At 55.6% G+C, this 15,416-nt stretch carries 10 protein-coding genes; 6 read left to right on the top strand and 4 right to left on the bottom strand.

Annotation, left to right across the window (positions count from 1 at the left end; all coding sequences use genetic code 11):
- Window positions 1-36 precede the first annotated feature (36 nt).
- Together OSO_RS47370 and OSO_RS0103100 are read left to right on the top strand one after the other, a co-directional pair.
- A complete protein-coding gene (locus OSO_RS47370; protein WP_010582086.1) occupies window positions 37-1,491 on the top strand; it encodes a serine/threonine protein kinase in 1,455 nt (484 codons plus the stop codon).
- A 20-nt stretch (window positions 1,492-1,511) separates the two neighbouring features.
- Window positions 1,512-2,237 (top strand): 3-keto-disaccharide hydrolase, encoded by a 726-nt coding sequence (locus tag OSO_RS0103100; protein ID WP_157604983.1) that lies wholly within the window; start codon window positions 1,512-1,514, stop codon window positions 2,235-2,237.
- Between the two features lie 15 nt (window positions 2,238-2,252).
- On the opposite strand, the gene ligA is transcribed toward OSO_RS0103100, so the two are convergent.
- The gene (gene ligA / locus OSO_RS0103095) at window positions 2,253-4,334 is read right to left on the bottom strand and encodes an NAD-dependent DNA ligase LigA (protein ID WP_010582084.1); all 2,082 of its coding nucleotides are present in this window, start codon (window positions 4,332-4,334) and stop codon (window positions 2,253-2,255) included.
- 352 nt (window positions 4,335-4,686) lie between these two features.
- Between ligA and OSO_RS0103080 the strand changes: the two genes are divergently transcribed.
- A complete protein-coding gene (locus OSO_RS0103080) occupies window positions 4,687-6,951 on the top strand; it encodes a hypothetical protein (RefSeq protein ID WP_010582082.1) in 2,265 nt (754 codons plus the stop codon).
- A gap of 48 nt (window positions 6,952-6,999) precedes the next feature.
- Here OSO_RS0103080 and OSO_RS0103075 read toward each other — a convergent pair whose 3' ends face one another.
- Entirely contained in the window at window positions 7,000-8,739 is a 1,740-nt protein-coding gene (locus tag OSO_RS0103075) for an amidohydrolase (RefSeq protein ID WP_010582081.1), read from the bottom strand.
- Between the two features lie 167 nt (window positions 8,740-8,906).
- On the opposite strand from OSO_RS0103075, the gene OSO_RS0103070 reads away from it, so the two are divergent.
- Window positions 8,907-10,292, top strand: coding sequence for a neutral/alkaline non-lysosomal ceramidase N-terminal domain-containing protein (locus OSO_RS0103070; RefSeq protein ID WP_010582080.1), 1,386 nt, complete (start codon window positions 8,907-8,909; stop codon window positions 10,290-10,292).
- Window positions 10,293-10,355: 63 nt separating this feature from the next.
- The gene (locus tag OSO_RS0103065) at window positions 10,356-11,057 is read left to right on the top strand and encodes a DUF72 domain-containing protein (RefSeq protein ID WP_010582079.1); all 702 of its coding nucleotides are present in this window, start codon (window positions 10,356-10,358) and stop codon (window positions 11,055-11,057) included.
- A gap of 16 nt (window positions 11,058-11,073) precedes the next feature.
- Here the strand turns inward: OSO_RS0103065 and OSO_RS0103060 are convergent, their stop codons facing one another.
- Window positions 11,074-12,387 carry a PHP domain-containing protein gene (locus OSO_RS0103060; RefSeq protein WP_010582078.1) on the bottom strand — a complete coding sequence of 438 codons (1,314 nt, stop codon included), beginning with the start codon at window positions 12,385-12,387 and terminating at the stop codon, window positions 11,074-11,076.
- 506 nt (window positions 12,388-12,893) lie between these two features.
- Here OSO_RS0103060 and ftsH point away from each other — a divergent pair.
- Entirely contained in the window at window positions 12,894-14,912 is a 2,019-nt protein-coding gene (gene ftsH, locus OSO_RS0103045) for an ATP-dependent zinc metalloprotease FtsH (RefSeq protein WP_010582076.1), read from the top strand.
- 123 nt (window positions 14,913-15,035) lie between these two features.
- Here the strand turns inward: ftsH and OSO_RS0103040 are convergent, their stop codons facing one another.
- Window positions 15,036-15,404 carry a hypothetical protein gene (locus tag OSO_RS0103040; protein ID WP_010582075.1) on the bottom strand — a complete coding sequence of 123 codons (369 nt, stop codon included), beginning with the start codon at window positions 15,402-15,404 and terminating at the stop codon, window positions 15,036-15,038.
- Window positions 15,405-15,416 lie beyond the last annotated feature (12 nt).

The raw sequence follows: 15,416 nt of genomic DNA, 5'->3' as shown, positions 1-15,416 counted from the left end.
CAAGGCAAGTCGAACGTCTTTTGGTTGGATTGTCTCATGAATCCTGTGCGTATCGGCCCCTATTTGATCGATCGACGAATCGGAGCCGGTGGGATGGGGAACGTGTATCTGGCTCGGCACGAGAAAACCGATGACGTGGTTGCGGTGAAAGAACTGCCGGCGTCGCTGGCCCGCGAGACGGGCTTCGTTCATCGATTCAATCGTGAAATCGAAGCGATGCGCAAGTTGAAATCACCGAATATCGTCAAGCTGCTCGACAGCGGTTCGGACGACGAGACGTATTATTACGCGATGGAGTATATCGACGGTGAAACGATCACAGCTCGGTTGCGTCGAGAGAAGCGAATCCCCTGGCAGGAAGCGGTCGAGATTTCCCGTCAAATCTGTGTGGGTTTGAAGCACGCTCATGACGCGGGGGTGGTTCATCGAGACCTGAAGCCGTCCAATTTGATGCTGACCAAAGACGGTGTCGTCAAGATCGCCGATTTCGGGGTTGCTCAGGTCTTTGCCGCAGACCGGCTGACATCGACAGGCGGCGTCATCGGTACAGCCGAGTTTATGTCTCCAGAGCAGGTCACAGGTTCGCGTACCGACAAACGGAGTGATCTTTATTCGCTAGGCGCCGTGCTTTACACGATGCTGGTCGGGCAACCTCCCTTTTTAGGGCCGACCGCATCCGACATCATGCAAAAGCAGCGGTTCGGCCGATTCGATCCGCCAAGAAATTATGTTCCCGAGATTCCGTCGTGGCTGGACGATATCGTTTGTCAGTTGCTTGAGAAAGAGCCAGACAAACGTCCGCCAGATGCCTTCGTGACTTCGAAGCGGTTGCAGGAAGTCGTGAAGAAGATCGAGTTGCAAGAGTCGCATTTTCCCGCATCACCCAATGATTTGACGCGTGTTGACTCTAGTCGTCCACCGCAAGTTGGGGCGACATTCGTGCGGGATCTGTTCCGCTTCGAAGCGACGAGTGATTCGCAATCAGGGGTTTTCGCCAAGACGCTGAACAATACGTGGGTCCTTATCGCGTCATTGTTGTTGATTCTGGTTGCCACGATTTGGTTTGCGACCCGATCGCGAACGCTGTCGGACGCTGACGGTGATGGCGCAATGGCAAAAACAGAAATCGAACAGATTATTCAGCGTGCGCGCTGGCGATCGAAAGGGGGGGACCCCCATTCCGCGATGATGCAACTCGATGCACTCGAATCCGTCATTGCAAATGACCCCAGCCAGAAAGCGTTTCTCAAGACAATCGATCGATTGAGAAAAGGGATTCGCAATCAGGTCAATGCGCCGGATCAATTTAGTTTTGTTGAAACGGCACTCGACCGTGCCGACAAGTTGCCTGATGAAGAGCGCGACGAAGCGAGGCGAATTTATTCGGGGCTGATCACCCTTTATCAGTCGGATCGCCGGTTGGCTCCGTTTGTGGATCGCGCCCGTGAAAAACTGCGTGCGATTGATGAATCGACGAATTCAAAACCATGACGTCTTGCGAGAGTTTTTCGATGAATTCACGTTTTTTCCGTTTGGATGTGCTCGTCGCCGTAGCTCTGTTCTGCCTTGGCACGGTGGGCTGCCAGCAGGCTGTCGCGCCGCCGGCAACTCCGCCAGCCGCTGGAACGGCGGCAACGCCTCCTGCAGCGACGGTCGAGCCTGCGGTCGAAGACACACCCTTCGAGCTCGAAACGGATTTCGTGTCACTTTCACGCGATCAGTTCGAAGAGTTCGATGCGGGGCCAGAGACCTGGAAAGCGTCACCAGACGGACTGACGTGTACAGGGAAGCCGCGGGGTTACCTGTATTCGAAGTTGCCGTACGAGAACTTTACCTGGCGACTGGAATATCGTTTTCCACGTCCCGCCAATTTGAAGGACGAAGCAAAGTTTAAGGGGAATACGGGATTTCTGATCTACATTACGGGTGAGCACAAGTTGTGGCCGGATTGCCTCGAAATTCAAGGAAAGCACCTCCACGTCGCTGCCATCAAGGAAAATGGTGGCGCCGATGCCGTGACGGTCGACGACAACGAACCGGCGCGTCAAAAGGCACGCAAGCATGTGGGGCAATGGAATGCACTGGAGATCGTTTCGAAGGGGGGGGCCGTGACGGCCTCGTTGAACGGACTTCAAATCAGCAGTTCTCGCCCCGGGGCATTGACGTCGGGACTGATCGGCATCCAGTCGGAAGACCATCCATTTGAAGTTCGCCGGATGCGAATCCGTGCCGAATGAATGAGATGCCGCCACTCAGGGGAAATCTGGTGTTCCGCCGATGAGCTCGATGAACTGATCTTCCGACAGGACCGTGATTCCCAGATCCTGAGCCTTTGTCAGCTTGCTTCCCGCCTCGGTTCCTGCGACGACGTAGTCGGTTTTTTTGGAGACGCTGCTTGCCGTGCGTCCGCCGTGCTTTTGAATCAGCTCGTTGATCTCGTCACGTTTGAATCGCGTCAGCGTGCCCGTTACGACGAGCGTCTTGCCATTAAGCCGTCCAGCCGCACGTTCTTCCGCAAGTGCGGCGGCGAGCGCGGCGTCACCCATGTTCAGCCCCAACTCCTTCAGATCGCCAATGATTTTCTGGCCGATGTCGCTGGCAAAGTACGCCGCGACAGACTTTGCGATGACCGGTCCGACTTCGTCAACTTCACTCAGTTGTTCTTCGGTTTGAGTCTGCAGCATGTCCATTGTGCCGAAACGTGAGGCTAGCAATTGTGCGGTTCGGGTCCCGACGTGTCGCAAGTTGAGTGCCGTCAGCAGACGCCATAGCGGCTGTTTTTTGGACGCTTCGATTCCCGCGAGCAGATTATCGATCAGCTTCTCACCGACACGCTCGAGCTCCAACATCTCGGAACGGTGATCTTTCAGGCGATAGATATCGGCAAAGCTGCCCAACAGCTTCTCGCGAGGAGTCGAACCCGTCGACTTCTCGGCCTCGGTCAATTGTTCAATCAGCTTGATGCCAAGACCTTCAATATCCATGGCGGCACGCGAGGCGAAGAATCGCAGCCCTTCGCGGAGTTGAGCCGGGCAACTTGGATTTGGGCAACGGATGTAGACTCCTTCTTCGTCCTTCACGACAGGCGTCTGGCATTCCGGACATTCCGTCGGGAAATGGAAGGGAACTTGCGAATCGTCGCGCCGGTGAAGTTCGACCCGTACGACATGCGGAATGATCTTGCCTGCCTTTTCGACGATGAGCCAGTCGCCAATTTGCACTCCAAGACGTTCAATTTCGTCGCGATTGTGCAGGCTGGCGCGCGAGACCGTTGTACCGGCGATTTCCACGGGTGCCAGCAGGGCCACCGGGGTCAGCGTTCCCGTTTTTCCGACGCTGACCGTAATGTTTTCGACGCGTGTCTCGGCCTCATACTTTTCCCATTTGTAGGCAATCACCCATCGCGGGCTTTTGCTGGTCATCCCCAGTTGTTCGCGAATGCCCAGATCGTTGACTTTCAGCACGATCCCGTCGACTTCAAAATCCAGTTCGTGCAGACCTTCCATCAAGTGATGCGAGTGGGAAATCGCTGACGCGAAGTTGGGAACGACAGACGTTTTCGCGACCGAGGGAATTCCCATCGCCTGGATCGCTTGCAGGAATTGCCAGTGCGTCGTGTAAGTGGCGCCCTCCAGACTTCCCACGCTATGTGCGAAGAAACGCAGTCGTCGTTGATGACACTGCTTCGGGTCAAGCAGTTTGATGGCGCCCGCGGCCGCATTACGAGAATTCTTGAGAGGCTCTTCTCCCGCGGCGGTCATTTCGGCCTGGAGTGCGGCGAAGTCGCGGTTCCCGATGTAGGTTTCTCCGCGTACCTCTAGGACTTCGGGATAGTCGCCTTGAAGCCGTAGAGGTACGCCGCGCATCGTCCGGGCGTTGTGGGTGACATCGTCGCCTCGGCGTCCATCTCCCCGTGTGACAGCTCGCACGAGTTCGCCTCGTTCGTAGATCAGTGACAGTGCGACGCCATCAACTTTGTATTCGACGATCCATTCGACAGGTTCCGGTCCGATTTGCTTGACGACGCGGTTGCCAAACTCTTGAAGTTCTTCTTCGGTGTAAACATTGTCGATCGAAAGCATCGGCACGCGATGCTCGACGGTGACAAACCCATCAATCGGCGCTCCCCCCACCTTTTGAGTCGGGCTGTCGGATGATTGGAGCGCCGGATGCGCGTCTTCGAGTGCTTTCAACCTCTGGACGAGGCGATCATATTCTGTGTCGGTGATTTCCGTCATTGCCTGGCGATGATAAAGTTCATCATGGTGCCGAATTTCGGCTCGCAGGCGTTCAGCCTCATGGTGAGCAGCGACGACGTGAGCGTCTTCAGTCATTGGAAGATTTCTGGTAAATGATGGTACGAGGAAATAGTCGCTGCTCACGGGCCAGGCTCATTTTCATCGGCAGAGGGCTTCTCGGTTGCGAATACCTCCCGCAGTGTCCCGCGTTTTCTGCGATGAAAATGAGTCCGTCCGCAATCCGTGAACGGATGCAAGGAAATTTGAGCGTTTTTGTCATCAGAATCGAAGTGTCACCTTCGTTTGGTTAGATTCTTTATACAAATCGGCGCTTCCGCAAACCCCCGTTGTGGCGCCGAGTCGAAAAAAACGTGAGCGATACGTCCCGCCGCTGTGATGGCGGACCGATGAAACCATGAACCGCTGACTCCGAACGCATCGATCCCCCATGCAGTTTTTTGTCGAGCCGATATGGTCCTGGCCGCTGGTCGTCTTGATCAGTGCGGGCCTGTTCGCGCTTGTTCTGACGACATATCGGTCACAATTGGCGAGTCAGCCCGTGCGGACCGGGCGATGGCTTCTATCGCTGCGATTAACGTCGGTCGTTGTGCTGACGTTCGCCATGTTCCGGCCGGCCTTTCAAAAGTCCGATTCGGATGACACTCCTGTCCAACTTTTCATTCTGTCCGACGTCAGCCGCAGTATGAACACCGCGGATATGCCCGGTGGAGCCACACGATTTCAGGCGGTGCGTGCAGATCTGGAGAAGTATGAATCGCGATGGAAAGAACTGGGCAAGCAGGTGGAAGTTCGTCAATTTGGCTTTGCACGGGATCTTGAGCCGTATGATCCGAAGTTGACGGAAGGCACAGGAGATCAGACGGCCTTCGGCAAAGTTCTGGAAGATTTGACTCGCGAGGCACGCGATCATCGGACGCTGGGGCTGCTGCTGTTGACTGATGGAGCGTACCGCGCCGTTCCGCCGTTCGATGTGGAACCATTTGCCGCGGCCAGGAAACTGGGGGATCTGCAGATTCCCATCTACGCAATTGGTTATGGCTCGTCGATGTCGACGGCATCGCTCGATCTGTCGGTTGAGGACGTTCGGGTTGATCCGGTCGTTTTTGAGAAAAAACTGGTTCCCATTTCCTGCAAGGTTCGGGCGTTGGGGGCGAATGGCAAGAAGATTCGTGTCCGCGTGTTGGTTGAAGATCGGAATGGAAAACGTCCCAACGAATCGGGCACGCTCAAGCAGGCGCCATCGACGCAGCAAGCAAAAACGGTTCAGGAAATCGAAGTGAAGCATGACAACGAAACGATTTCGGTAGATCTTTCGTTCGTCCCGATACTTCCGGGTGAGTTGAAAATCGCCGTCCAAGTCGAAACGGACGAGAACGAATTACTGACACGTAACAACCGTCGTGAACGGATTGTGAGCGTGAAAAAAGGCGGCTTGAACGTTGCCTATTTTGATTTGGCTCGGCCAGAGCAAAGTCGAATCCGCGCCGTAAATGGTGCCGACAAGATTCAGCTCGAATTTCAAGAAGTGCGTGCTGGCAAGTTCGCGTCACAGACGAGACTTGATCCCACCTGGTTCGATCGGGGGCGATTCGATGTCTACATCATTGGAGACGTTCGCGCAGAATGGTTTGGTCCCGAGAACTTAAAGAAGCTCGAAACGCGCCTGGAAGAGGGTGCGAGTTTGATGATGATCGGCGGCCAACAGAACTTTGGCGTCGGAGGATACGCGACGTCCCCTCTGGCCAATTGGCTGCCCGTGCAGCTTGATTCTGCGGATTTCCGACCAGCAGGACAAATGAATTCGAATACGCAGATTTCGGAAGATGTCAAGATGATCCCGACCGAACTCGGGCTGCGCGAATATGTGATGCAGCTAGGCACAGGGGACAAGAACCGGTCACAGTGGATGGAGCTTCCCGATCTGCAGGGAGCGTCTCGGCTGAAGGCGAGCAATGAGTTGGTTCGTGTGTGGGCAGAAACCCGTGACAAACAGCCATTGCTGCTCACAAGTGAAGTCGGCCGGGCACGTGTGGCCGCATTTGCAGGCGACACAACGTGGCTGTGGTACTCGGATGGGAAATCAGAACTTCATCAGCGATTCTGGCGCCAACTGATCCTGTGGCTGGCGAGAAAGGAAGCTGACAAGGATCAACCAGTCTGGGTGACCGTCAATCCAAGCAATTGCTCACCTGGTGGCGTCGCCAATCTGAACTTCGGTGCACGCGCCGCGGATGGAACAACTCTTCTGGATGCGGATTTCGAAGTGCAGGTTACGTCTCCGGACGGTCACAATGAGAAAATTACACCTCGCCGTTTGAACGACGAGACCACTGCAGAATTTTCGAAGACGTCCGATGCAGGCGACTATTGGGTCAGCGTTTTGGCCCGACACAAAGGAATACTCATTCCGTACAATGCGTACAGTCGATTCATCGTTGATGCGCGGGACTTGGAACTGGACTATCCCAGTACAGACCACGAGTTTCTGAAAGAACTCTCGTCCGTCTCCGGCGGTTCCTCGGGCAAGCCCGAGGAACTTGGAAGTCTGTTTGAGCGGTTGAAGCAGACCAAGGTTGGTGCGTTGAACCGGATTCAAGTGATCCCGCTCTGGGACAACTGGTGGCTGCTTTTGGTATTCGTGGGGCTCATGACCACGGAGTGGTATGTTCGGAAAAAGCGGGGCCTGGTGTGAGCGGCGAACGAACGACCCCGCTGCAGCATCAGAAGGGCAATGTTGAAATCAGGGTTTGATTTCGCTGGCAGGCCAGACGGTGCCGCCGACAATCGTTCCCCACACTTTCACATTGCGAATTGACTCGACAGGCACCGCGAGCGGGTCGTCTTCGAGTACGGCGAAATCCGCCATCTTCCCTGCGGCAATGCTGCCAACCTTGTCCTCAACCCCCAAGGTATAAGCGGCGTCGATCGTGACCATCCGTAGCGCTTGCTGCGCCGTAACTCGCTCGCTCGGCCCCCGGACCGTTCCGGAAAGACCGAATCGATTCACGGCGACCCACATCCATTCCAGTGGTTTGGGAGGTCCAACCGGAGTATCGGAATGCATCGAGACCGGCACGCCGGCGTCGATCAAGGTTTTGAACCGAGCCGCGGTGAATGATCGATCGGCCCCGACGAAGGGCGCGTTGATCTCGGAGCGATGGTGCAGGTAGTACGGATTGATGCTGGCAACGCCTCCGAGTGTTTTGAGCTGGCGAGCCTGTTCGGGTGTCGAAATTCCAAAGTGCTCGCAGGTAAAGCGATGGTCGAATCGCGGGTGATGCTTTTGCAGTGCAGCGAGCGCATCGATCGTGGCCTGATTGCCCGCATTTCCATTGGTGTGAACGTGAATGTGCAAACCGGCGTCCCACCAAGGGCGCCATTGCTCGAACATTTCTTTTCCCGGACGGGTCATCCACAGTCCTTTTCGTCCGTCGCTGTAGCCGGGATTTTCGACTTGCATGCCCAGACCCAGGAATGAGTCGTCGCCGAAGAATTTGACGCCTCGGTAGATCAATGAGTCGGTACTGTCATTGGCCAGGGAGACGACGAATTCAACGGCCTGCTCTTTCTTCGCGTTGACGGCCGAAACGCCGTCCGCGACGGCGACGCACCGCAAGAGAGGCTGCGGGGCATTGAAAAATCGGTCGAAGAGTTGTTTTTCAAGCTCAAAGTTTGACGAGCCCAGCATCAATTCCGAAGTTGTTGTGATTCCGTTTCGGCGACTCATATCGGCCAGATACTTGATCTTGGTCAGCGCGGTGGTCGGTTCGAGAAACTTCTGCATTTGAGGCAGCAGAAAAAATGACGCGGCTGTTTTGCCCAGGAATTGTCCGTTCGGTTCACCGTCCTTGCCCGCGACCACACCGTTGATGTTAAGGGATTCTCTCGTGACCCCCGCGTTCTTCATCGCGACGCTGTTCGCATAGACGAAATGTTCGGACGCATCCCAGACAACTACAGGTTGAGTCGTTGAAATCGCATCCAGATAATCCTTGTCGGGATGGCGGCCCATCGCAATGACGTCAAAGCCCCAGGCCAAAACCATTTGCTTGGGATCCTTTTCGGCGGCGACATACTGTTTCAGCGTCGCCGTCACTTCATCGAGCGTCTTCAAGCCGGGAAAATCCGGGCCGTAGGCGCGGACCGTTGGCAAGTAGGTCAGTAGTGGCAACGTGAGCGTGATGCTTCCAATGAGCGGATGTCCGTGCGCTTCGACAAATCCGGGCAACAGTACCTTGTCTTGAAAGCGCTGATCGACGGTGTAACGTTTCTTGCCGAGATACAGCTTGACGTCGTCGAGTGATCCGACGGTCAGCACTTTTCCGTCTTGGACAGCGACTGCTGTTGCCTCGGGCCAGCCCGGATCCATGGTGTGAATTTTCCGGGCGACAAAGACACTGATCGGTCCCTGTCCGAAGGTGCGTGGTGGCACGATCATGGCACAAACCACAACGACGGCCAGCAGGTACGACGATCGCATATTCAGTCTCTCCGGGGTGAAGGGTTTCTGTGGCGCGATCGTTATCAGAACGCCACCGTCACGGCAATGGAAAAACTTATGGTATCAGACGTCTGGCATCGTTGAATGTTGCTGGTCGCTCTGCGTACAACGCTTGGACTGTGCGCCGCTTACTACAGGAGTCCAGAATGTCTGTAACGAGAACGCTGCTACGTGGGGTTGTGTCTGTCTGGTCGGTTGTGTGCGTGGCGGGGCTGTCGACAGCGGCCGAGCCTGGTTGGAAGGCCGGAACAGCGCGCGCGGTGATTACGCCCAAGAAGGCCTTGTGGATGGCCGGATATGGCAGCCGAACAGAGCCCGCGGAAGGAAAGCTGCATGACCTTTGGATTCGCGTTCTGGCTTTGGAAGACGCCGAAGGACAGCGCGGGATTGTGCTGTCGAGCGATACGCTGGGAATTCCCAAGGCGATGTACGATGAGGTCTGTCTGCAAGTCCAAGACCGCTATCAACTCGATCGGTCCCAGGTGATGCTGCATGCCTCGCACACGCACTGTGGTCCAGTCATTGGTACGGCGCTGCTCGACATCTATCCCGTAAATGAGCAGCAACTGGGCGACATCCATGACTATTTCAAATGGCTGACGGCCGAGATTGTTTCGACGATTGGCGAGGCCTTAAAAGATCTGCAGCCCGTAACGATTTCACGAGGAATCGGCTCGGCCGACTTTGCCGTCAACCGCCGCACGAACCGAGAACCGGATGTTCCCACGTTGCGTGAGCAAAACCTGTTGATGGGCCCCGTTGATCACACGGTTCCCGTTCTCGCCGTCTATGGAATGGATGACAAGTTGAAGGCAGTTGTTTTCACCTATGCGTGCCACAACACGACCTTGAGTTTTCAAAAATGGTGCGGCGACTATGCCGGGTTTGCGCAGTATGAACTGGAGTCAAAACATCCAGGGGCAACGGCCCTGTTCTGCATGGGCTGCGGCGCCGATCAGAATCCGCTTCCTCGACGTACAATTGAGCTATGTGAGCAATACGGAAAGAAGCTGGCGACAGCCGTGGAGTCGGTTCTGAGTGCCCCGCGATTCGCAGTTCGTCCCAAGCTCGAATCACGGCACGCGTTCGTCAAACTCAAGATGGACCCGTTTCCCGAAGTCAGCAAGTTGGAAAAGATGGCGGCAGAGCCGGTCAGTTACACCCAACGTTGGGCCAGCCGATTGCTGAAGCTCGCTCAGAAAGGAGTTCCGACCTCGCAGGAATACGACTACCCGATTCTGGTCTGGCGCCTCGGCGGAGATCAGCTTTGGATCACATTGGGGGGCGAAGTCGTCGTTGACTATGCCCTGCGGCTCAAAGGAGAGTTCGGCGACCAAACCTGGGTGAGCGCGTACACGAATGACGTCATGGCGTACATTCCCTCGAAGCGTGTCCTGCTGGAAGGCGGATACGAGGGCCAGAGTTCAATGATGGTCTATGGAATGCCGACGGAACGATGGGCACCAACCGTGGAAGAGCGAATCGATCAGGGAGTTGCCATTCTCGTCAAGTCGTTGCCATCACTACCGTAATCGCACCGGTTCGAAACGGTCGCGAGTGGGGTTCGATTTCTCAGTTGGGATTGGAGAGAGGCGATGCAATTCTTTGTGGGAACGAGTGGCTACAGCTACAAAGAATGGAAGGGGGCATTTTATCCCGAGAAGTTCCCACCGGCTGACATGTTGAAGTTTTATGGTCAGCATTTCGCGTCTGTCGAATTGAACAACACCTTCTATCACGCTCCCACGGCCGAAAGCTTGACCCCGTTGGCAACTCAGGTCCCGGCTGGTTTTCAGTTTGCCGTCAAGGCACCGCAGACGATTACGCATCGAAAGCGACTGCTTAACTGCGACGACGCGGTCAATGAGTTCATCAGTGCCGTCCAATCACTTGCGCGACGCCGGGGACCATTGCTGTTCCAGCTACCTCCGAATTTCAAGAAGGACATTGCCCGGCTGGAGACGCTTTTGAATGTCGTTCAAAAGCGTGTTCCCGTGACGTTTGAATTTCGGCATGAAAGCTGGCTCGACGACGAAGTGGTGGAGTGTCTCCGCAAACACTCCGCCACACTGTGTGCGGCGGATGCCGAGGATACGCCCCCAGTGCGCGTGATCAAAACGGCCGACTGGGGATATCTTCGCCTTCGCCGTGAGATGTACTCAGACGACGATCTGAAAATGTGGGCAGAGACGATTCGCGAAAACCAATGGAGCAAGGTTTACGTCTACTTCAAACACGAAGAGACCGGAACGGGCCCCAAGTTTGCGAAAAGGCTCAGTGAGTTCCTTGAAGAATGACGCTTGCACTGCGACGTCATTTCTCGGTGATATAGATGGGGTTCGACAGGACCCACGGTCGATCTTCGCCCCCGACTTTCAGCCAGAGTTCCGATCGATAGACGCCCGGTTCGCGTACGGTCAGTTCGAAATTTGATCCATCATATTCCTGGACGATTTGTCCATTGCGGATCAGACGCCAGTGTCCGGCGAGCGGAGCGCGGCCTGACAACGTCAGCCCGGCAACAATTTTGGTGTTACCGCCCATTTCGGTGCGAACGTCGGCGGATGTCGCGGCGTAGTCGAAGCCCGTCGCATCGGCGATCCAATCAAATGCGACGAATGCGCGCCCTTGATTGAGCGCCTCCCAGACCGCTGGTTGAGTGAGTTCCCTCAGCAGCAGATGCGTGCCGACGTGCCGCAGGCTTCGCTCGTAAGTGTCCAGCCGCAGCTCGAACAAGGACGTTCCCGGTTTGGTGTCTTTGGGGATTGGCTTGAGGGCCGCGAAGACGGCGGCTTCGAGTGTCAAAACTTCTTCGCCCAATCCATCCTCGACACGGACCTTGTCATCCTCCGCCATGCGGACGGTAATCCCGATATTTTGATGAGCGTCATTCGCCGACACGCCTGTATGGGGAGCGATTTCGCAGAGTTGATCCCAGCGTTTCAGGTAGTCTGCCGGATAGTCGAACAAGGCCGAAAAAGCTTCTTGAGGGTACCGCTGGAAAAGATCGGCGGATTTGAGCAACCAGAGTGGATTACGTAACGATGACATCAGTCGCTTTTCATCTTTGGAATCGGCATGCGTATTGTAGATTTCGACACCGGTCACTCCCGATAGCTGCCAGTCCATCCGTTCTTCGAGGTGCGAAACGAATGTGAGACCTTCGCGACCGCGGACAAAGTCGGACAGGTCCTGTGGCTTGGCCGAAAGCATGTCTTTGATGCTTTGTCGAGGATAGACAAGCATTCCATTCGTCTCGGCTCCGGGAATGAGCAACACTTCGTCGCGAAGTCCCTGATGTCCGTCAATAAACACGTCATAGTGTTTCGCCGGATGCTCGGTAAACATCAGAACCGATGTGCCGGCGGCTTTCGCGGCAGCGACAATGTCTTCAATCTTTCCACGACTGTCGTGAGAAAACGCCGAATGGACATGTAAGTTCGCCCGGTATTCCTGATAGGGCCCCCGGCGAGGAATATCGCGGCGTTCTGTTTTGAACGTCATGATGGATTGATGGACGGCCTCGAGACGTTCGGCCGTTAATCGATCGATGGCGTCAATGGCATGTGCCTGCGTCACCAAACAGAAAGCGAAAAGCAGGCCGAGGTTGAAATTGACGTATCGCATAATGCCCGTTCATGACACGGTGTGGACACATTCGAAGCGAATTCCGAACAGCAAGGTGGCACGCGGTCACCGGCCCAGATGTGAAATTCGCGAGGACGGATTTTTGTCGACGAAGACGTTTAAGATACCTCGCGTCGACATTTGCGGTTTCGTCCTTCCGAAGTGGCGGAAAGCAAATACACTCTGAACCCCGACGAAAACATCCGTGGACTTGTTCCCGTCACATGCCGAAGACGATTGGGACGACGTCTGATCGCTGGAAGACGGTGCTGACGGCTCGGGCCCGCCAGGAAAATCGAGTACCGGTGGGTGTGATCGTGAGCTGAGACGCATTACACGACAAGGTCAGTCGTCGATAATCAATTCCGTCAGGGAGTTACGTCGCAAGGAGTTGACCATAGCGGTGTCACGTCCTAGAGTTACTGATCGCACAGTGGCATCAATCACTGTGAATCGATTTTCGTTTTATTCGCAGGTCGCCCGTTTGCAAGGATGATCCGCCGTCTATGTCCAAGCCCGATCCCAAACGTTCCACAGATTTGCCCGATCCACCCGCTCCCAAGCGTCCCGAAAAAGGCAATTCGAGCAATTTGTTCTGGTTCCTGATGATCGTTGCGGTTGTCGGGGCCGTTGTCTTTGGATTTTCGTCAAAATGGCGCGCGAACACGCTGACATACAGCGAATTCATTCGCAAGCTTGAAGATAAGACGTTGGGCCCCAACAACGTTTTTGAACTTCGACGTGGTCCGACCAGTATCACGTATCAGGACCAGCCCAAAAGCATTAGCGGGTTGAAAACGACGCGCGCGCCAGAGCAGTACACGGTGTCGACCGTCAGTATCGGCGATACGGAAAAGGCGCGCCTCCGCGAGTTGCTCGACAAGAACGACATTGTTGATTGGGGCTTCGATGAACCGCCGTCACCTTGGCGAGACATCATTTATTTGACGGTCTTCACGGGAATTTGCCTGGGTTGCTTTTGGTTGATGTTTCGTCGGATCGGAGGTCCCGGTTCGGCGATTGCCTTCGGGCGCAGCCGCGGAAAACTATTCGCCCAGGAAGAAATCGGGATCACGTTCAATGACGTGGCGGGGATCGACGAGGCGGTTGAAGAGCTGCGTGAAATCGTTGATTTCCTGCGAAACCCTGGACGCTATCAGGCTCTCGGCGGCAGGATTCCTCGTGGCGTGTTGCTGGTAGGCCCGCCAGGGACCGGAAAAACGTTGCTCGCCAAGGCCGTTGCCGGCGAGGCTGGCGTTCCTTTCTTTGGATTGTCGGGTTCGGACTTCGTCGAACTGTTCGTCGGGGTCGGAGCCGCACGCGTGCGTGATATGTTCCAACAAGCCGGACAACGTTCGCCAGCCATCATTTTCATCGACGAACTGGATGCGATCGGCAAGGTGCGTAGTCATGGCTCGCCCGGCGGCGGTGAAGAACGCGATCAGACCTTGAATGCGTTGCTCGTCGAGATGGACGGATTTGGATCGGATCAGAGCGTCATTGTATTGGGGGCAACCAACCGTCCGGAAACATTGGACCCCGCGCTCATGCGTCCAGGTCGATTCGACCGCCATATTCTCGTTGATCGTCCCGATATCCGTGGCCGTGAAGCGATCCTTAAGGTCCATGCCGCTAAGGTCAAAATGGACGGTGAGGTCAATCTGAAGCATCTCGCCAAATTGACTGCAGGGTTTGTCGGGGCCGATCTCGCGAATCTCGTCAATGAGGCTGCATTGCTCGCAGCGAGAAAAAACAAGACCTCGGTCACGAACGACGAGTTCGAAGAGGGGTTCGATCGGGTTGTCGCCGGGTTGGAAAAGACCGCACGCGTGATGCCCGAAGAAGTCAAACAACGCGTGGCCTGGCACGAGGTGGGGCACGCGCTGGTGGCGTGTTCTTTGCCACATGTGGACCCCGTGCATAAAGTGTCGATCATTCCTCGTGGTCTCGGTGCCTTGGGATACACGTTGCAGCGGCCTGAAGAAGATCGGCAGCTGGTGACCAAGACCGAATTGCATAACCGGGTCTGTGTTTTGCTAGGTGGAATTGCCGCCGAGGAAATCGTCTATCAGGAAAACTCAACGGGTGCGTCGAATGATTTGCAGCGTGCGACGGACCTGGCGCGGCGAATGATTACCGAGTTTGGAATGAGTGCCAAACTGGGACGCGTGCATTACAGCGAATCGCGAAGCAGCCCCTTCCTGGCAGGTAGCGGTGCCGCTGCGGATTATTCGCACAGCGAAGAAACGATTCGTGAAATCGATCTCGAAATTCGACGGATCATCGACGCGGCCTACGAGACGGCCTACGACATCCTGGTGACTCGCCGTCCTGCGATGGAGCATATCACGCGAGAACTACTCGAACGAGAAGTGATCGATGCGACTCAGCTTCAGAAGATCCTGGATCAATACAAGACGGGACCGCAGCTCAAACCGGGAACATTCGTGGACAGTCCCAGCCTGCCAGCGCGTGAACCGGACGAGGGAACAAGTCTGGGTGGTGAGATCGCGCACAGCGGTTAATCGCGCTCTCCCTGAGCATCGGCCGTAGGGGCTGGCCATTCGAAACCGATGCGGCGAATTGAAATCATGGGACTGGCACCTTGCGGAGCCAGTCCCTGTCACTCTTCAGTTTGAGCCAGACTGTCAGCCGAGTCGAGCAATCATCTGCTCTCCCAGCGATAACTCCGTAGGTGGCGGCAGCGGAAAATTCAGTTCGCGCAGCATCGCTTCTGCCTTCTCAAAGGGGCAGTAGCGTTCCCAGTGCGCGACCAATTGTTGAAACGGTTCATCGCGTAACGCATCCGCGAATGTCATAAATCGTTTTGCCTGATGGGCAGGATTTGATTCGATCAACTTTCGATGACAACAAGCGGCAACGTCGGGCCAGCCGGCTCGACAGGCTTCGACACCGGCAAGCAGCAGGAAGCGGTCGCGAACGAGTGGCTGTTGTTTCTGGTCCGAGATAGCCGCCAGTTGCACATACACCTGCATACCCATTTCGTGATCTCGCATTTCATCGTCACC

Origin of the sequence: Schlesneria paludicola DSM 18645 (assembly GCF_000255655.1) — a bacterium.
GTDB classification, from domain to species: domain Bacteria; phylum Planctomycetota; class Planctomycetia; order Planctomycetales; family Planctomycetaceae; genus Schlesneria; species Schlesneria paludicola.
This window is presented reverse-complemented; position numbering and strand designations above follow the sequence as displayed.